Origin of the sequence: Streptomyces sp. NPDC002133, assembly GCF_040296405.1 — a bacterium.
Lineage (GTDB): Bacteria > Actinomycetota > Actinomycetes > Streptomycetales > Streptomycetaceae > Streptomyces.
Map to the genome: position 1 here is coordinate 345,023 of NZ_JBEOXF010000003.1, position 18,056 is coordinate 363,078.

At 71.8% G+C, this 18,056-nt stretch carries 15 protein-coding genes and 3 pseudogenes; 10 read left to right on the top strand and 8 right to left on the bottom strand.

Translation table 11 applies throughout. The features are described from left to right. Positions 1–109: 109 nt before the first annotated feature. Positions 110–271: pseudogene (locus ABT078_RS06235) on the bottom strand (glycosyl hydrolase family 18 protein); the annotation flags it as partial. A 524-nt stretch (positions 272–795) separates the two neighbouring features. Between ABT078_RS06235 and ABT078_RS06240 the strand changes: the two are divergent. The 3 genes and pseudogenes from ABT078_RS06240 to ABT078_RS06250 all read left to right on the top strand — a co-directional run. Then, positions 796–1,968 (top strand): acyl-CoA dehydrogenase family protein, encoded by a 1,173-nt coding sequence (locus ABT078_RS06240; RefSeq protein ID WP_351224333.1) that lies wholly within the window; start codon positions 796–798, stop codon positions 1,966–1,968. A 543-nt stretch (positions 1,969–2,511) separates the two neighbouring features. Further along, positions 2,512–2,826, top strand: a pseudogene (locus ABT078_RS06245) (Rv3169 family protein); the annotation flags it as partial. Next, a pseudogene (locus ABT078_RS06250) lies at positions 2,789–3,370 on the top strand (phosphotransferase); the annotation flags it as partial. The pseudogenes ABT078_RS06245 and ABT078_RS06250, both read left to right, overlap by 38 nt. A 1-nt stretch (position 3,371) precedes the next feature. Here the strand turns inward: ABT078_RS06250 and ABT078_RS06255 are convergent. Further along, complete coding sequence (locus ABT078_RS06255; protein ID WP_351224335.1) at positions 3,372–3,776, bottom strand: hypothetical protein; 405 nt, start codon at positions 3,774–3,776, stop codon at positions 3,372–3,374. A 217-nt stretch (positions 3,777–3,993) separates the two neighbouring features. On the opposite strand from ABT078_RS06255, the gene ABT078_RS06260 reads away from it, so the two are divergent. The 4 genes from ABT078_RS06260 (at position 3,994) to fxsA (ending at position 7,990) form a co-directional block, all read left to right on the top strand. Next, positions 3,994–4,434 (top strand): Lrp/AsnC family transcriptional regulator, encoded by a 441-nt coding sequence (locus tag ABT078_RS06260; RefSeq protein ID WP_351224337.1) that lies wholly within the window; start codon positions 3,994–3,996, stop codon positions 4,432–4,434. Between the two features lie 10 nt (positions 4,435–4,444). After that, positions 4,445–6,067 carry an amidohydrolase gene (locus tag ABT078_RS06265; protein WP_351224339.1) on the top strand — a complete coding sequence of 541 codons (1,623 nt, stop codon included), beginning with the start codon at positions 4,445–4,447 and terminating at the stop codon, positions 6,065–6,067. 515 nt (positions 6,068–6,582) lie between these two features. Further along, a complete protein-coding gene (locus ABT078_RS06270) occupies positions 6,583–7,362 on the top strand; it encodes a polyprenol monophosphomannose synthase (protein WP_351224341.1) in 780 nt (259 codons plus the stop codon). Positions 7,363–7,408: 46 nt separating this feature from the next. Further along, the gene (fxsA, locus tag ABT078_RS06275; protein ID WP_351224343.1) at positions 7,409–7,990 is read left to right on the top strand and encodes an FxsA family membrane protein; all 582 of its coding nucleotides are present in this window, start codon (positions 7,409–7,411) and stop codon (positions 7,988–7,990) included. Positions 7,991–8,189: 199 nt separating this feature from the next. Here fxsA and ABT078_RS06280 read toward each other — a convergent pair whose 3' ends face one another. The 4 genes from ABT078_RS06280 to yczE all read right to left on the bottom strand — a co-directional run bounded on the left by ABT078_RS06280 (position 8,190) and on the right by yczE (position 11,719). Then, positions 8,190–8,564, bottom strand: a complete 375-nt coding sequence (locus ABT078_RS06280; protein WP_003959706.1) for an RNA polymerase-binding protein RbpA — start codon at positions 8,562–8,564, stop codon at positions 8,190–8,192. 268 nt (positions 8,565–8,832) lie between these two features. After that, positions 8,833–10,200: an MFS transporter gene (locus ABT078_RS06285; RefSeq protein ID WP_351224345.1), complete on the bottom strand. Its 1,368-nt coding sequence runs from the start codon at positions 10,198–10,200 to the stop codon at positions 8,833–8,835. A gap of 71 nt (positions 10,201–10,271) precedes the next feature. Further along, positions 10,272–11,045 (bottom strand): glycerophosphodiester phosphodiesterase family protein, encoded by a 774-nt coding sequence (locus tag ABT078_RS06290; RefSeq protein WP_351224347.1) that lies wholly within the window; start codon positions 11,043–11,045, stop codon positions 10,272–10,274. Further along, the gene (gene yczE / locus ABT078_RS06295) at positions 11,042–11,719 is read right to left on the bottom strand and encodes a membrane protein YczE (protein ID WP_351224426.1); all 678 of its coding nucleotides are present in this window, start codon (positions 11,717–11,719) and stop codon (positions 11,042–11,044) included. The genes ABT078_RS06290 and yczE overlap by 4 nt, the downstream gene beginning before the upstream one ends. 68 nt (positions 11,720–11,787) lie before the next feature. Between yczE and ABT078_RS06300 the strand changes: the two genes are divergently transcribed. Beyond that, a complete protein-coding gene (locus ABT078_RS06300; RefSeq protein WP_351224349.1) occupies positions 11,788–13,287 on the top strand; it encodes an SCO1417 family PLP biosynthesis transcription factor in 1,500 nt (499 codons plus the stop codon). Between the two features lie 459 nt (positions 13,288–13,746). Here ABT078_RS06300 and ABT078_RS06305 read toward each other — a convergent pair whose 3' ends face one another. Together ABT078_RS06305 and ABT078_RS06310 are read right to left on the bottom strand one after the other, a co-directional pair. After that, entirely contained in the window at positions 13,747–15,339 is a 1,593-nt protein-coding gene (locus ABT078_RS06305; RefSeq protein WP_351224351.1) for a hypothetical protein, read from the bottom strand. Between the two features lie 46 nt (positions 15,340–15,385). Then, positions 15,386–15,580, bottom strand: coding sequence for a hypothetical protein (locus ABT078_RS06310; RefSeq protein WP_351224353.1), 195 nt, complete (start codon positions 15,578–15,580; stop codon positions 15,386–15,388). Positions 15,581–15,867: 287 nt separating this feature from the next. Between ABT078_RS06310 and ABT078_RS06315 the strand changes: the two genes are divergently transcribed. Together ABT078_RS06315 and ABT078_RS06320 are read left to right on the top strand one after the other, a co-directional pair. Continuing rightward, entirely contained in the window at positions 15,868–16,260 is a 393-nt protein-coding gene (locus ABT078_RS06315) for an ankyrin repeat domain-containing protein (RefSeq protein ID WP_351224355.1), read from the top strand. A gap of 219 nt (positions 16,261–16,479) precedes the next feature. After that, on the top strand, positions 16,480–17,898 hold the full coding sequence (locus ABT078_RS06320; protein ID WP_351224357.1) for a HEAT repeat domain-containing protein: 1,419 nt from the start codon (positions 16,480–16,482) through the stop codon (positions 17,896–17,898). The last annotated feature ends 158 nt before the right edge of the window (positions 17,899–18,056 follow it).

Here is an 18,056-nt window from a genome sequence, read left to right on the forward strand (position 1 = left end):
TGGCCGCGCGACGGCGTCGGGGCATGACAGAGGGCGGCGGGCATGACCGAGGGGGCAAGGAGCCGACCCGCTCCCCGCCCCCTCCGGTCCTTCCGGGGCGCGACCAGCCGATCGACTTGATCAGTTCTCCGTTCGCCGTGTCACCGCTGAGCTCCCAGAAGAACGTGCCTCCCAGGCCCTGCTGGTTCTTGTACGTCATCTTCCCGGCGATGGTCGCGGGCGTGTCGTAGCTCCACCACTGCGTGCCGCGGTGCGCGTACGCCGTCCCCGGCAGCGGCGGGCGCGGCGGCCGTCGTGGCGCTCGCGGTGGTCCCGCCTGCGGTGGCGGTGCCCGCGCCGCCGAGCAGGCCCGCGGCCAGCACGGCCGTACAGACGCCGGCGATCAGCGCCCGCAGGCGGGTGTGTGGGGGTGGGGATCCGAGCATCGTGTCTCCTCGTGGGGGGAGGGGGAGCGTGTGGGGGGACGGTGCTGCCGTGGCAGACATGGCATGAACGGGTCATGCCTCCAGGGGGCGGTAGAAGGGCTGCACCAGTTGGGTCAATGGTTCGGACCAATTTCGAGGAGGGTTTCGAGGAGCGCCCAAGCGGCGTCGGAGTGGCGTGCGGCAACCGGAAGGTGATATTCCACCCCGTGACGGACGCCCCCGGATCGGGCATACTCAACCCGCCACAGCCGCTGGTCAGCCACTTCCGTGATCCGGGAGGGCAGCATCGGCGCACAAGTGACATCCGGCGGCGCCGCCCAACCCTTCGCGCGCGACCGCCGCAGCGCCCGACAGGGAGGAGAGCGCCGAAATGCCCGACCGCGCCCCGCAGCCGGTGGACCGCACGCTGCCCACCGAGGAGTCCAGGGACCTCATCGCCCTGGTCCGAGAGATCACCCAACGGGAGATCGCGCCCCGCGCGGCCGAGGAGGAGGACGCGGGCCGTTTCCCGCGCGATACGTTCTCGCTGCTCTCCGACTCCGGTCTGCTCGGCCTGCCGTACGACTCCGCGTACGGCGGAGGTGACCAGCCGTACGAGGTGTACCTCCAGGTACTCGAGGAGCTCGCCGCCGCCCGCCTCACGGTCGGACTCGGCGTCAGTGTCCACTCCCTCGCCTGCCACGCCGTGGCCGACTACGGCACCAAGGAGCAGCAGAGCGAGTACCTTCCCGCGATGCTCGGCGGCGGACTGCTGGGCGCCTACTGCCTCTCCGAGCCGGCCTCCGGCTCGGACGCCGCATCCCTGCGCACCAAGGCGGTGCGCGACGGTGACGACTGGGTCCTCACCGGCACCAAGGCCTGGATCACGCACGGCGGGGTCGCCGACTTCTACACCGTCCTCGCCCGCTCGGGCGGCGAGGGCGCGCGGGGCATCACGGCGTACCTGGTGCCCGGTGACGCGGAGGGCCTGAGCGCCGCCCCGCCCGAGAAGAAGATGGGTATGAAGGGCTCGCCCACGGCCCAGCTGCACTTCGACGGCGTACGCGTCCCGGACTCGCGCCGCATCGGCGAGGAGGGGCAGGGCTTCGCGATCGCGCTCGCGGCACTGGACTCGGGGCGCCTCGGCATCGCCGCCTGCGCCATCGGCGTCGCCCAGGCGGCGCTCGACGAGGCGGTGGCGTACGCCACCGGCAGGCAGCAGTTCGGCCGCCCCATCGCGGACTTCCAGGGGCTGCGCTTCATGATCGCCGACATGGCGACGAAGGTCGAGGCCGGCCGGTCGCTGTATCTCGCCGCCGCCCGGCTGCGCGACGCGGGCCGGCCGTTCTCCCGGCAGGCCGCCATGGCCAAGCTGTTCTGCACGGACGCCGCGATGCAGGTGACCACGGACGCGGTGCAGATTCTCGGCGGATACGGCTACACCGCGGATTTCCCGGTCGAGCGGCTCATGCGCGAGGCCAAGGTGCTCCAGATCGTCGAGGGCACCAATCAGATCCAGCGCATGGTCATCGCCCGTCACCTCGCTGGGCCAGAGTCCCGCTGACCCATCCGGTCCGCTGCGTCCATGCCGGCGCCGCCGTGAGCCTGTTCCACTCCTGGTCGCGGCGGCCCGGCAGGGTCCGGCCCGCGCTCGCCCAGTGGCGCATCAGATCGCGGTAGATGGGCGGATCCGCGGAGTGCGGAACCGATTCTTCCTGACGTGGTGTCGTCAGGCGCCGGCGGCTCGGGCCGCCCAGGGGGTACTGCGGCGTCATGACCGTCAAAACGTGCGTCGGCCGCGCGGGGTCACCGTCACGCCGATTCGGGCGCCAGTTCGTGCCGTAACCGTCAGGGGGCAAAGCGGGTTGGGGTGGACCCGAAGGGGATCGGAAGGGGCCCCGAGGCCGTCCCTGACGTGTTCCGGGGCGCCCCTGGCGGTCTCCGAGCACTGCCGGAGCTCCCGCGGAGCTCCCACGGACCGGCTGCGGACCGGCCTCGGGCCGATCCGGGCCGAGCGCGCTCGCGCCCTCCGGCGGCGGTGACACGAGTATGGCCCTCGGCAGTTCTCTGACGTACCGTCAATTCTCCTGCCGGCCAGGAGGCCGCCGTGTCCGAGGACCGTCCGATCGCGCTCGACGAGTACCCGATCCACCAGGCGCCGCTCTCGATGAAGCACGTCGTCACGGGCGACCGCAACGCCTACGACCGTTGCATCTTCCACGTCCTCGACCACGAGGGCCGCGCGCTGCTCGTCGCCGGCCTGGGCGTCTATCCCAACACCGGGATCATCGACGCGTACGCCACCCTGCGCACCGGCGACCGGCTGCACGCCGTACGCGCGTCCGACGCGCTCGGCGACGACCGGATGCGGCTGTCGGTCGGACCACGATCAGTACCCGGTCGCGGGCGCCGGTGCAGGTGCGCTGAGACGCCACGTCGACGCACAACGCGAGTACTACGCCTGGGTCGTGGACGGGCTGCCGCGCTCATCGCTCATCGAGCGCGCCTTCGACCGGCTGGAGGCACGGTGGCCCGCCGACGAGGGCCCCGCCGTGCAGAACTGGGGCGACGCCCGGATCGGCAACATCGTCTACGACGGCTTCACGCCCGCCGCCGTGCTGGACTGGGAGATGGCCGCGCTCGCCCCGCGCGAGGTCGACCTCGGCTGGACCGTCTACCTGCACCGCTTCTTCCAGGACCTGACGGTCTGCTTCGGGCAGGCGGGACTGCCGGAGTTCCTGCGCCGCGACCGCATCGAGCGGCGCTATGCCGAACTGACCGGCCACACACCGCGCGACATGGACTTCTACACCCTCTACGCGGCCCTGCGGCACGCCATTGTGATGCTGCGCGTGGCCTACCGCCAGGTGTACTTCAAGGAGGTGGAGGTGCCCGAGAACCCGGACCGGATGATCCTGCACCACGACAGCCTCGCCGCCATGGTGCACGGAACGTACGACTGGTAGCTCAGGCCGCCCGCCGCATCCGGGGCACCTTGATGGGGCGCGAGCCCGGACCGCCGACGTGCGAGAAGGGCTGCGTCCGCCAGTCGAGCCCCTGCGGGAGCGTCAACAGGAGCGCGGTGTCCTGCTCCTGGACCTCCAGCGATTCGTCGGCGGGCCGCGCGTCCGCGGCCGGCCGCCCGGTCCCGGCACACACCGACAGCACGAACGGGTTCCACGGCGTGGGGCACAGCGCGTGCTCGGGCAGCGCGTCCTCGTCGGCGAGCAGCGCGATCGGCTGCGCGCAGTCCGGGCAGATCACCCGGTACATCTCGAAGGTGTCGTAGGTGTCGAACTCGTCTTCCTCCGGGGACGCGACGGATTCAAGAGGCTCCGGTTCGGTACGTCCGGTGCGCTTCACACTCTGCATGGAGATTCTCCCCCTCGGGTGGGCCGACCAGGCTCTTGCGGCCTCGACCACACCAAGCACTTCCCTCCGGGCCCGGCAGGTAACCGTGAGGTCTCGAACGACCCGCTCCTGGGTCTGTGGCGTTCGTCACATGCCCGCCGCAGGTGCCGGTCCACGACCCCGTCCGGCCGTGCACCCGACTGTGCCGGAGGCGACCTGGGGCAATAGGTTGATCCGCATGGAGGAGCTGGATCGTCAGATCGTCGAGTTGCTCGTCAAGGACGGGCGCATGAGCTACACGGACCTGGGCAAGGCCACGGGCCTGTCCACCTCGGCGGTGCATCAGCGCGTCCGTCGACTCGAGCAGCGCGGCGTCATCCGCGGGTACGCGGCCGTCGTGGACCCGGAAGAGGTCGGTCTGCCTCTCACGGCGTTCATTTCGGTGAAACCCTTCGACCCCAGCGCCCCGGACGACATCGCCGACCGGCTCGCCGGCGTGCCCGAGATCGAGGCCTGCCACAGTGTCGCCGGCGACGAGAACTACATCCTCAAGGTCCGTGTGGCCACTCCGCTGGAGCTGGAGGAGCTGCTCGGGCAGATCCGCTCGCTGGCAGGCGTGTCCACCCGGACGACCGTGGTGCTCTCCACCCCGTACGAGGCACGGCCGCCGCGAATCTAGGCTGTTCCCCATGAGTGAGAGCGCACCCCCCGCCGACCACCGCACCGTGCTGCTGCGCGGCGGTGAGGTACACAGCCCCGCCGATCCGTTCGCGACCGCCATGGTCGTGGAGCGCGGGCACATCGCCTGGGTGGGATCCGAGGGGGCGGCGGACGCCTTCGCATCCGGTGTCGACGAGGTCGTCGACCTGGAAGGCGCCCTGGTCACCCCCGCGTTCGTGGACGCGCACGTGCACACCACCGCCACCGGGCTCGCGCTCACCGGCCTCGATCTGTCCGGGGCCGCCTCGCTCGTCGAGGCGGCGGACCGCATCGCCGCCCACGCCGCGGCCCGGCCCGCCGACCGCATCCTCATCGGGCACGGCTGGGACGCCTCCCGCTGGCCCGAGCGGCGGCCGCCCCGTCGCGACGAGCTCGACGAGCTGACCGGCGGCCGCCCGCTCTATCTCACCCGTGTCGACGTCCACTCCGCCGTCGTCACGACCGCTCTGCTGGACCTGGTGCCGGGCGTCCGGGGCATGTCCGGGTTCCGCGACGGTGAGCCGCTGACCGGAGACGCCCACCACGCCGTGCGCTCCGCCGCGTACGCCGCTGTCTCTCCCGAGCAGCGGGCCGCCGCCCAGCGGGCCGCGCTCCGGCACGCCGCATCCCTGGGCATCGGCACCGTTCACGAGTGCGCCGGGCCGGACATCTCGTCCGAGGACGATTTCGTCGGCCTCCTCAAGGCGGCCTCCGACGAGCCGGGTCCGCGCGTCGTCGGGTACTGGGCCGACACGGACGTGGAACGGGCGCGCGCCCTCGGCGCCTTCGGCGCGGCCGGTGACCTCTTCGCCGACGGTTCGCTGGGCTCGCACACGGCCTGCCTCCACGAGCCCTATGCCGACGCTCCGCACTCCGGAGTCGCCCACCTCGACGCGGCGGCCGTGGCCGCCCATGTCACGGCCTGCACCGAGGCCGGGCTGCAGGCCGGCTTCCACGCCATCGGCGACCACGCGATCGGCAACGTCGTCGAGGGCATGCGGGCGGCCGCGTCGGCCCTGGGCCTCGCCCGCATCCGGGCCGGGAGGCACCGCGTCGAGCACGCCGAGATGCTCACCCCGGAGACCGTCGCCGCGTTTGCCGAGTACGGGCTCACCGCGTCCGTGCAGCCCGCCTTCGACGCGGCCTGGGGCGGTGACACGGGGATGTACGCCCAGCGCCTCGGGGTTGAGCGTGCCCGCACGCTCAACCCGTATGCCGCGCTGCTGCGTGCCGGTGTCCCGCTGGCCTTCGGCTCGGACAGCCCGGTGACCCCGCTCGACCCCTGGGGCACGGTCCGCGCCGCCGCCTTCCATCGCACGCCCGAGCACCGGATCTCCGTGCGCGCCGCGTTCACCGCCCACACCCGGGGCGGCTGGCGGGCGATCGGGCGGGACGACGCGGGCACCCTTGTGCCGGGAGCGCCCGCCGACTACGCGATCTGGCGCACCGGCGAACTCGTCGTCCAGGCCCCCGACGACCGGGTCGCCCGCTGGTCCACCGACCCCCGTTCCGGCACCCCTGGCCTGCCCGATCTCACCCCGGGTACGGCCCTCCCGGTGTGCCTGCGAACCGTGGTCTTCGGACAAACGGTCTACGTACGACCGAACGAGTGACATCGGGATATTTCGTACCGCCGATCGACGCGCCGACGGTTCGTTCGCGACCTGCGGATCTTCGTCGCTGACCAGCCGATTCGGTCAATCGCCGCAGATCGCACGACTGTTGACAGACCGCTGCCGAGGGCCGGTAGGTTCGGCGAGTCCACCACAGGACGTCCGACCGGTCGAACCTCCACGCAGTCGTCGAACGCCGCTGGGTCATGGGGTGGTGCGCCGCACCGGCGCACCACCGCTGGGAGCCAGGTTCAGCGCCAGCGCCTCGGGGGCGAGGGAGGGTTTCGGCCGGTGGGAGTCCTCCCTGCTCCGCAGGAGCTCGGGGGAAGGTGCGACCCGGGTGGGGCCCGGCGTTCAGTAGACAACGGCACTCGGTCGACCCGCAGCCGGCGGGTCCCAGGCCGGCCCGAAGGACGCCGGGTCCCGATCCGTTCTCCCGTTCTTCCGTGCCGACGTGGCGACGTCACCGGCGCTCGCTATGGTGGGTCCCCTGCGTACGGACGTTAGGGGCAGCAGTGAACGACGGTGGTCAGAGGCGGTACGGCCCGCTCGGCAGAGCCTTGGTGATCATCCCGACCTACAACGAGGCGGAGAACATCGAGCCGATCGTCTCGCGGGTCCGTGCCGCGGTGCCGGAGGCCGACATCCTGGTCGCCGACGACAACAGCCCCGACGGCACCGGCAAGATCGCCGACGAGCTCGCCGGTGACGACGCCCAGGTGCACGTCCTGCACCGCAAGGGCAAGGAAGGGCTCGGCGCCGCGTACCTCGCGGGCTTCCGCTGGGGCATCGAGCACGGCTACGGCGTCCTCGTCGAGATGGACGCCGACGGCTCCCACCAGCCCGAGGAGCTGCCCCGGCTGCTCACCGCGCTGAAGGGCGCCGACCTCGTCCTCGGCTCACGCTGGGTCCCCGGCGGCCGGATCGTCAACTGGCCCAAGTCCCGTGAGTACATCTCCCGCGGCGGCAGCCTCTACTCCCGTGTGCTCCTCGACGTCCCGATCCGCGATGTCACCGGCGGCTTCCGAGCCTTCCGCAAGGAGACCCTGGAAGGCCTCGGCCTGGAGGACGTGGCCTCCGCCGGATACTGCTTCCAGGTCGACCTCGCCCGCCGCGCCGTGGGCGCCGGCTTCCATGTCGTGGAGGTCCCGATCACGTTCGTCGAGCGTGAGCGCGGCGACTCCAAGATGAGCAGGGACATCCTCGTCGAGGCGCTGTGGCGGGTCACCGCCTGGGGCATCGGGTCGCGCGCCAACCGCCTCCTCGGCCGGGGCCCGGCCAAGCGACCGTCCTGATCCCGTCTTTACGCCACTCGAGCGGGCACCCAGGCACACTGGGGACATGACGACCGGCGTACAGACACCGACCGCCCCCAGGCGCTCACGCGCTCGTACCTTCCTTCCGCTCGGCATCGCCGTCTGGCTGGTGCTGGAGATCTGGCTGCTGACGGTCGTCGCGGGAGCGGCCGGCGGAGTCACCGTGCTCGCCCTGCTCGTGGGCGGCGGCGTGCTCGGCGCCGTGGTCGTCAAGCGGGCCGGACGCCGCGCCTTCCGCAGCCTCACCGAAACCCTTCAGCAGCAGCAGTCGGGCGTCGTGCCCACGGCCTCCGAGGGCCGCACGGGCAGCGGCAACGGCTTCCTGATGCTGGGCGGACTCCTGCTGATGCTGCCCGGACTGATCTCCGACGCCGCGGGCCTGCTGCTGCTCGTTCCGCCGGTCCGTGCGGCTCTGGGTCGGTACACGGAGAAGTCGCTGGAGCGCAGGATGCGGCAGGCCGCTCCCGGTTCCCTCGGCGATGCCTTCCGGCAGGCCCGGATTCACCGTCCGGACGGAAAGGTCGTGCAGGGTGAGGTCATCCGCGAGGACGTGCCGCCCACACCGCCCCGCCGGGACGAGGGCCCGCGCCCTCCGCTGACCTCCTGATCCGCGTGTGCGGTCCGTCCCTGTACCCGGACGGGCCGCACTGTCGGTGGGTCCTCGCCGTCGGCGGATCCGCGTCGCCGAGGTGAGAGACATGCGCCGAGGCGAGAGACATGCAGAGACGAGAAGAGCCGCGGGCTGCGGCACACGATTCGTGTGCGGCAGCCCGCGGCTCTTCTGCTGTGGATGTGGTGGTGCCTCTTTACGCGGACTTCCGGCTGTCGCGCGGGTGCACCGCGATGTTCATGGCCCCGGAGCGCAGGACCGCCAGCCGCTCGGCCAGCACCTCCTCGAGCTCCTCGCGGGTACGCCGCTCCATGAGCATGTCCCAGTGCGTACGCGCAGGCTTGCCCTTCTTCTCCTCGGGGCCGTCCCCGTCCACCAGGAGTGCCTGGGCGCCGCACGCCTTGCACTCCCACTCCGGCGGAATCTCCGCCTCTACCGAGAACGGCATCTCAAATCGATGTCCGTTCTGGCATGCGTACTCCACCGCCTGGCGCGGGGCCAGATCGATGCCGCGGTCGGTCTCGTAGCTGGTCACCACGAGGCGCGTGCCGCGAAGAGCTCGCTCACTCATGAATCGTGCCTCCCGGGCTTGTCGCCCACAGGACAGGTGTCGCTGTCGTCGTCATCCGGTCAACGTCCGGTCGGCGGTAAAGATTCCCGGCGCATTCCCGTTCGGGTCACGCGTCGTCGCCCGTCGTGCCGCCCCTTGTTGTACCCACCAGCGCCCGGTTTGTCACATCTGGCAGAAAGTGTCACCCAACGTTTTGACGTTTTCAGCACGCAGTAACGGTCCGCCTGGCAGGCCAAAGGCGTACACTAGCGGCCTTTCACTTCAACGTCTAAATCCGTTTCGGAACGGGGTTGCCCGCAGCCGCCACCGCACGCCGCACCGGAACCCGCGCGAGCAGCACGAATCCCAGTCCGAAGAAGATCACCAACGAGATGATGGCATCCCGGTAGCTTCCCGTGATCTGGAAGGTCAGACCGAACACCAGCGGCCCGAGCCAGCTCAGCCCGCGGTCGCTCATCTCGTACGCGGAGAAGTACTCGGCCTCCTTGCCGCGCGGCACCAAATGCGAGAACAGTGACCGCGACAGCGCCTGGCTGCCGCCGAGCACCAGCCCGATCGCGGCGGCGAGCGCGTAGAACCACACCGGCGTCCGCGCCGGCAGGAAATACCCGGCCCCCAGGATCAGCGACCACACCGCGAGCGAGCCGAGGATCGTCCGCTTCGCGCCGTACGACCGCGCCAGCCGGCCCATGCCCAGCGCACCCGCCACCGCCAGCACCTGCACCAGCAGCACCGCGGTGATCAGCGTGGTCTGATCGAGATCCAGCTCCTCGGCCCCGTAGATCGAGGCCTGCGAAATCACGGTCTGCACACCGTCGTTGTAGACGAGATACGCGAGCAGGAACGACAACGTCAGCGGGTAGCGCCGCATGTCCCGCAGCGTCGCCACGAGCTGCCGCCAGCCCGCTCCGACCGCGCCCTGGCCCGGCGGGAGCTCCTTGCCCTCCGCGATGCGCCGGTCGCGCAGCCGCCGCAGCGGCACGAGAGTGAAGGCGCCCCACCACACCCCGGCCGACGCGAGGCAGATGCGCACCGCCTCCGACTCGGACAGCCCGAAGGACTCGTGTCCCGTGTACAGCACCAGATTGAGCACGAGCACGAACGCGCCCGACGTGTAGCCGAAGGCCCAGCCGCGCGACGACACCGCGTCCCGCTCGTCGGGCTCGGCGATCTGCGGAAGGTAGGCGTTGTAGAGGACCATCGACACGGACAGCGACGCGTTCGCGACGATCAGCAGCAGAGCGCCCAGCAGATAGCGGTCGCCGTCGAGGAAGAACATGCCCGCCGTGGCGGCGGCCCCCAGGTACGCGCAGACCGCGAGCATCGGCTTCTTCCGGCCCGTACGGTCCGCGACGGCACCCACGAGCGGCATCACGAGCACCGCCAGCACCACCGATACGGAGACCGCGTAGGCGAAGAGGGAACCGGCCCGCACCGGGACGCCGAGCGGATGGACGAAGCCCTCCGCATCCGCCGCGGCCTTGGCGACCGACGTCAGATAGGGGCCGAGGAAGACCGTGAGCACGCTCGTCGAATAGACCGAGCAGGCGAAGTCGTAGAAGTACCACCCGCGTTGCTGGCGCCGGCGATCGCCCTCGTCCGTGCTTGCGGTCCGGTCCGCGGCCTCAGCGGTCATGCGGTGCCCCCTCGATCGTTCCCCGTGGAGAAGTGGAGAAGACGCGCGGCGACCGGACCGGAACGGACCGCTCAGACCCAGACTCCCCGGTGGGTCAGCACCGTGCGCAGCGTCTCCAGATGATCGGTCATGATGCCATCGACTCCGAGGTCCAGGAGGCGCGCCATCCGATCCGCGTCGTTCACGGTCCACACGTGCACCTGGAGCCCTCGGGCGTGGGCCTCCGCCACGAACCGCCGGTCCACGACCGTGATGCCGTTCTGCGACTCGGGCACCTGCGCGCAGACCGCGCCCGCGCGCACCGCCGCCGGAATGCCGAAGGAGCGCAGCCGCAGCCCCAGCACCCCGCGCACACCGAACGAGGTCGCCAGCCGCGGGCCCGCCAGCCGGTGCGCCCGCGACACCCGGCTCTCCGAGAACGAGCCGACACAGACCCGGTCCCAGGCTGCCGTGCGCCGCACGAGGCCGACGAGCGGTTCGAGGGCGCCCTCGGCCTTGATGTCCACGTTCCATCGTGCCTCGGGGAACTCCTCCAGGAGCTCCTCGAAGAGCGGAAGCGGCTCCTTGCCCGCGACCCGGGCCCGGCTCACCTCGTTCCACGGCAGGTCCGCGATCCGGCCGCGGGCGTCCGTGACCCGGTCCAGCGTCGAGTCGTGGAAGGCGACCAGCTTTCCGTCGGCGGTGGTGTGCACGTCCGTCTCGAAGTACCGGTAGCCGGTCGCCGCCGCGCGGCGGAAAGCGGCGGCAGTGTTCTCCAGTCCGTCGGCCGTGCCGCCGCGGTGCGCGAACGGTATGGGGGTGGGGTGGTCGAGATACGGATGCCGGGGCTGCGATACGCGAGTCACCTTCGAAGTATCGCTCGCTCCGGTGACGCCCCGGCGACCACCCGGCTTCCTTCGTCCGCAGCCGGGATGGCGAAAACGCGCAGGAAGAGGTGTGCGAGCGGGCCGATGGACAGGGCGTACGCCACGGTGCCGACGCCGACCGATCCGCCGAGGACGAATCCGGTGGCCACGACCGCGACCTCGATCGCGGTGCGGACCAGCCGGATCGAGCGGCCCGTCAGCCGGTGGAGGCCCGTCATCAGTCCGTCACGCGGGCCGGGGCCGAAGCGGGCGGAGATGTAGAGGCCTGTCGCCGCACCGTTGAGAACGATCCCGGCGACCATCACCGGGATCTGCACGGCGAGGCCGTGCACCTCCGGCACGAGCGCGAGCGTCCCGTCCATCGCGACGCCGATGACGAAGACGTTGGAGATCGTGCCGAGTCCCGGCTTCTGGCGGATCGGGATCCACAGGAGCAGAACGACGGCTCCGACGATGATCGAGACGACGCCGATGGTCAGTCCCGTCCGCTCGGCGAGGCCCTGGTGCAGCACACCCCACGGTTCGAGCCCGAGCCCGCCCCGCACGAGGAGGGCGGAGCTCACGCCGTACAGCACGAGGCCGAGATAGAGCTGCAGCAGCCGACGGAACAGCGTGGACAAGATTCTGCCCCCCAGTGGTGAGAGTGGACTGATGCGTGCCACTCTGTGGCTGGGAAAGAAGTGTCAACCATGGCCAATCCGAGGAAGGTGGACTGACTTTCATGGCGCAGTGGACTTCAGCGGTGGGAGCAGCGCAACTCGCTCGCCAGCTCAACGCGCAGCAGCCCCGCCCGGCAGGCCCCGGCACGCGCAGGCCGCCCGCCTACCGCGCGCTCGCCGACGGCATCCGGCTCCTCGTCCTCGAAGGCCGGGTGCCGGTCGCCGCACGGCTGCCCGCCGAGCGCGAGCTCGCGCTGTCCCTCGCCGTGAGCCGTACGACGGTGGCGGCGGCGTACGAGGCCCTGCGCGCGGAAGGGTTCCTCGAGTCCCGCAGGGGTGCGGGCAGCTGGACCGCCGTCCCCGCCGGGAACCCCGTGCCCGCGCGCGGTCTCGAGCCCCTCCCACCGGAATCGCTCGGCTCGATGATCGACCTCGGCTGCGCGGCCCTGCCGGCCCCCGAGCCGTGGCTGACCCGCAGTGTCCAGGGCGCGCTGGAGGAGCTGCCGCCGTACGCCCACACCCACGGCGACTACCCGGCGGGCCTGCCCGCCCTGCGGCAGATGCTCGCGGACCGCTACACCGAGCGCGGCATCCCGACGATGCCCGAGCAGATCATGGTCACCACGGGCGCGATGGGCGCCATGGACGCGATCTGCCATCTCTTCGCCGGGCGCGGTGAGCGCATCGCGGTCGAGTCCCCGTCGTACGCGAACATCCTGCAGCTCATGCGGGAGGCCGGGGCCCGGCTCGTTCCCGTGGCCATGGCCGAGGGGCTGGCGGGCTGGGACCTGCCGCGCTGGCGCCAGGTCCTGCGCGACGCGGCGCCCCGTCTCGCGTACGTCGTCGCCGACTTCCACAACCCCACCGGCGCGCTGGCCGACGAGGACCAGCGGCGGTCGCTCGTGGACGCCGCGCGGTCGGCGGGGACCGTGCTCGTCGTCGACGAGACGATGTCCGAGCTCTGCCTCGAACCGGACCTGGAGATGCCCCGGCCCGTCTGCTCCTTCGACGCGGCGGGTTCGACGGTCATCACGGTCGGCTCCGCGAGCAAGGCCTTCTGGGCGGGCATGCGTATCGGCTGGGTGCGGGCCGCCCCGGACGTCATCCGCTCCCTGGTCTCGGCCCGCGCCTACGCCGACCTCGGCACCCCGGTCCTCGAGCAGTTGGCGGTCAACTGGCTGATGAGCACCGGCGGCTGGGAGGAAGCGGTCGCGATCCGCCGGGCCCAGGCCCGCGAGAACCGCGACGCGCTGGTCGCGGCGGTCCGCCGGGAGCTGCCCGGCTGGGAGTTCGACGTCCCGGACGGCGGCCTCACCCTCTGGGTCCGCGCCGGCGGCCTGTCGGGCTCCCGCCTCGCGGAGGTGGGCGAACGCGTGGGCGTCCGGGTTCCTTCGGGCCCGCGCTTCGGGGTCGACGGCGCCTTCGAGGGCTACGTCCGGCTCCCCTTCACCGTCGGCGGCCCCGTCGCCGACGAGGCGGCGGGGCGGCTCGCGGCGGCGGCGCGGCTGGTGGAGACGGGGGCGACGACGGGCACGGAGGCGCCGAGGACGTTCGTGGCCTGACGGCCACCCCCGCGGTGCGGGCTGCCATGGCGGGCAGGCCGGAGCGCGTGCCGCGCCCGGGTTGCGAGGCCTGGCCGGAGTCGTGGGTGCGGGTTTTGGGGTCTGCGGACGTGACTCCCCGGGATCGGCGGCCAGGCCGCACGGTCGGTTGCCGGGCCTTGACTGCCCCGCATTGTGCCGTCGACCCCTGCGGGGCGGCCTTGCACGGCCCTCCTCGGCTCCGGGGTGGGTGGTGCCGCCCGGATTCCGGGTGCGTGTCCCCATGTGCCGGCCCGCGGTCGCCCGACGGCGGGCGACCCGACGCGGGGTACGCGCGGCGGGTCGGCCTCTGCATGCCGGACGCCGGGCACACCCACGACCGGCCCGCGGTCGCCCGACGGCGGGCGACCCACCGTGGGGAGGCCAGGGTCTCCTCGTCGCGCGGGTGGCCTGTGCGCACCCCCACCGGCACGGGGCCGATCAGCCCTCCGCCGGGACGGGGGTTCCGGTCGCGTGGGGGGCGGGGGCGGGGTCCGGAGCCGGCTCGGGGATCTCCTCGGCGGACGGGGCGGTGCGTTCAGGGAGGAGCGCGAGAACCGCGTGGCGGTGCGGCTCGCTCGTGGTCTCGTCATACGGGTCCGGGGTCGCCGGGACCTGGAGCCGCAGCACCGTGGCGGTGCCGAGGCGGGCGTATCCGCGGCCAGGCGGCACGTCGGAGGTCGGGGTCGTGTGCGGCGGCACGCCCAGCACCGCCTCGACCTGGTCGCGTGTGCAGGGGCCGAGAATCGCCCGGGCGCGGGTGTGGGACCGTACGGTCTCGGACAGGAACTCCAGGCTGTCGAACTGGTCGGCCACCACCACCGTCACCGACGCAGCCCGTCCGTGCCGCAACGGCACCTGCAGCAGCTGCTGCGGGTCGGTGCGCCCGTCCGCCGCCGCGAGGTGGCTGAAGACGCTGGGCCGGTCGACGAGAATCCACAGCGGCCGGCGCGTGTCCTCGGGCGCGGGATGCCCGGCCTGCCGGGCCCGGTTCGCCGCGATGAGCCGCCGCTCCGTCTCGTGCGCCGCCCACTCCAGGCTCGCCAGGGCCCCGGCGAGCCCGCACTCGACGGCCAGGACGCCCGTCCGCCCCGTCAGACACGCGTACTCGCCGGTCCCGCTGCCCTCCACGATCAGCACGTTGCCGTGGGACAGCGCCTGGAGGGCGATCGAGCGCAGCAGCGTGGTCGTACCGCTGCCGGGATGGCCGACGGCCAGCAGATGCGGCTCCGTCGACCTGGGCCCGGTGCGCCACACCACGGGCGCCGCGTCCTTGGTCTGGCCGCCGATGACGACCGGGACGGTCCGGTTCACGGCGGCGGGGTCGGTGAAGCCCAGCACCGTCTCCCCGGGACCCGTGACGAAGTGCTGGGCGGCGATCGCGGTCGGGAGTGCGGGCAGCACGGTCATCACGAGGTGGTTGCTCTCCTCGTCCCAGTCGAAGAGGTATTCGCGGCCACGCCCCGACTTCGCGTGCAGCAGCTGCTCGATCCGGGCGCGTGCCTCGGCCTCGCCGTCGGTGAAGTACGCCGGGTAACGTACCCGCAGCCGTTTCAGTCGGCCGGCGCCGTCGAACTCGTGGTCGCTGAACGTCTTCGCCCACTCCCCGCCGTGGGAGAACAGCGGACTCGGGTCCTCCGGTACGGAGAAGTACGGCACGAGCGCTTCGTAGAGTGCCTGCAGCCGTGCCGTCTCCGCCTCGTCGGGCCCGGTCCGCACCGGCGTACGCTCCCGCCCCATCCACCCCGCCACTCCCATCGCCGTGATCAGGCCGAGCAGTGGCCCGTAGGGGACGAGAGCGACCACCAGCACGCAGGCCGCCGCCAGGAAGAGCGTGGGGCCACGTCGTTCCTTCGGCGTGGCGGCCCATTTGCGCCGTCCGGCGGCGGCCAGCAGCCGCATTCCGCGGCTGATCGTGATGAGCGGCTGGAGGACGTCGGTGGCGTTGTCGGCGGCTGTCCGCGCGAGCTCTCGGCTGCGAGCGATCCGGTCGGTGCCGTTGCTCAGAATGCGAGGGAGTGGTCGCCGGGCCACGTGGTTCTCCTGCTCCTTGAGTTGTGGAAGGGGTGATGCGGGGGCGTCAGAACTTGATCCCGCCCAGCAGGCTGGCGAGGCTTGCGCCTCCTGCTGTGATGCTCGGGGCGATGGCCGTGCCCGCGAGGTAGAAGCCGAACAGGGCGCTGACCAGGGCGTGCGATGCCTTCAGCCCGTCCTTCTTGAAGAACAGGAAGACGATGATTCCCAGCAGCACGACGCCTGACATGGACAGGATCATGAGTTGTTCTCCTGGTTGAGGGGACAGTCACCATGAGTACTTCCAGCCTCACAGGAAGTGCCTATGCGATGAAAGGTGCAATCGGGTGAATATCAGGACTTTTCACCCGATGGGCTTACGCCGGATGGTTGCCCTGGGCGCATTGATCTTTGCCGTGGACGGACGCGGTCATGGCGCGCCACGGGCAGTACTCTGGCGGTTCACTCGTACGTGCCGCTCGACCGCCCTCGGCGCTCGTACCCAGCACCTCCAGCACCAGGTCAACGCAGCGGAAGGCAGTCCGTCCCATGAGTGAAACCCCGGACCCCGAGGTCATCGAGCTCGCGTCCAGGATCTTCGATCTGGCGCGCCAGGGCGACGCCGACGCACTCGCCGCCTACGTCGACGCCGGAGTCCCTGCGAACCTCACCAACGACAAGGGCGACTCGCTCGTCATGCTCGCCGCCTATCACGGCCACGCCCCCGCGGTGCGGGCACTCCTCGACCGCGGGGCCGACGCGGAGCGCGCCAACGACCGCGGCCAGACCCCGCTCGCCGGTGCCGTCTTCAAGGGCGAGGACGCGGTGATCCGCGTGCTCCTCGACGGCGGAGCCGATCCGGAGGCCGGAACTCCGTCCGCGGTGGATACCGCGCGGATGTTCGGGAAGACGGACCTCCTGGAGCTGTTCACCAAGCGGTGAACGGGCGTTGAACGCCAGGTGGGAGCTTCGCCGTAAATGTGGTCGCGGCGACGAAACGGCTGGGTCATCATGACGTCGGGCCCGCAGCGGGCCACCGACGAGAGGCAGAGGAAGATGGTCTACACCAAGCGGAAGACGACGGGCAGCCGATCATGTTGCTGCGCGGCCTAGGCGAACACACCCCCGGTTGCGTCGACAGCTTGATGTGAGGCACTTTCCATGTTCGAACCAGTCATAGCGCCGAGCGGCACCTTGCTCGGCCTGCTGCAGAGGGGCCGCGGCGACGGCACGCTCCACGCGCTCGCCGCGCCCCGCTCCGAAGCCCTCGCGGCCCTCAACCACTGCGTGCTGAGCGACCCCCGGCACGACTGGCAGGTGGAGAACCGCTCTCTCTACTACGCCCGCCTCTACCTGGACCTCCATGGCGGGCTCGACGAGATCGAGGCCCACCTCTTCGGGGCCGACGACCACATCGACGCGGACGAGACGAGGACCGGGCTCGCGCTCGCCGTCCTCGGCCACCTCGCCTCGTACGGACGCGACGACGCGCTCTTCCTGCTGAGGCGCTACGCAGCGGCAGGTTCCAACTGGGCCTGGGCACTCGACGAGCTCGCCCTGCGCGACGACGACAACGGCCTGCGCACGCTCGCCGGAGCGGTGCTGGCCCGATTCCCGGCCACCCCCGAGGGCGAGGCGGAACTGGCCACGGCCGTGCGGGACGCCTTCGAGCCCCGGCCGTGGCGGCTGTGGGCCGGCGATCCGCGGGAAGCGGTGGGGGCGCGGGTGCGCGCCGCCCGGGAACGAGGCTCCTTCGACCGGTGGCAGCGGCAGATGCGGCCCAGCGGGCCACGGCCCGGCTGGAGCGTGCAGGCCGTCTTCGAGTGGGCCCAGCAGGGGCACGAGCGCGGCAGCGTGCTGCATGTGCCGGCAGCCCGCTGTCTCACCGCCGTCGCAGGACCCGACGACCGAACCACGATCATCGAGGCGGCGCGCAGCGGGCCCGACGGCGCCAGGTGCGCCGCCCTGCACTACCTGGCCCAGTCACAGGACCCCGCCGTGCTGGACCTCATCGAGACCGCCGCCCTCGACGTGTCCCGCACGGTCGCCGATGCCGCCGTGTCCGCGTTCGAGCGGATGTGCAGCGAGGCCGCCGTCGACAGGGCCCGCGGCTGGGTCCACCGGCCCGACGCTCTCGGCGGCTCCGCCGCAGGGGTCCTTGCCTGCCGAGGCGGCACCCAGGACACCGATCTGGTCCTCGGAGCCCTGCGCGAGACCGTCCGTGCGGAGGGGCCCGACGCCCCTCTCCTGGGGACCCTCGTCGACGGCGCGGGCCGGCTCGGCATCGAAGGCGCGGCACCCGTGCTGCGCCACATCTACCGCGAGACCGCGTCCTCGCAGCTACGCGGCCGCACGGCACGTGCCCTCGCAGCGACCGACCCCTCCTTCGCCACCGGCTTCGCCGTCGAATGCCTGTGGGACTGCGAGGAGACCACGAGAGAAGTCGCCGCCCTCCACGCCGAAACCGGTGACGCGCGCGTCGCGGAGCGCCTGCGCCGCCTGGCCGCCGACCCGGCCGAGGAGGCCGAGGTCCAGACAGCGGTCCGCAGCCGCATCGGCATGGACACGCCTCCCCACTGAGCCGGCGCCGAGCCGCCTCCGTACCGAGCCGCCGCGGCGCCGAGCCGCCTCCGGGGGAAGCGTGGGCGCTGCGGCCCGGGCGGCGCTGCCCGGCGGGGCTCTGTCCCCTTGATCGCCACCGGGACGTGTGCCCGGAACCGCTGAGTGGACCCGGGTGT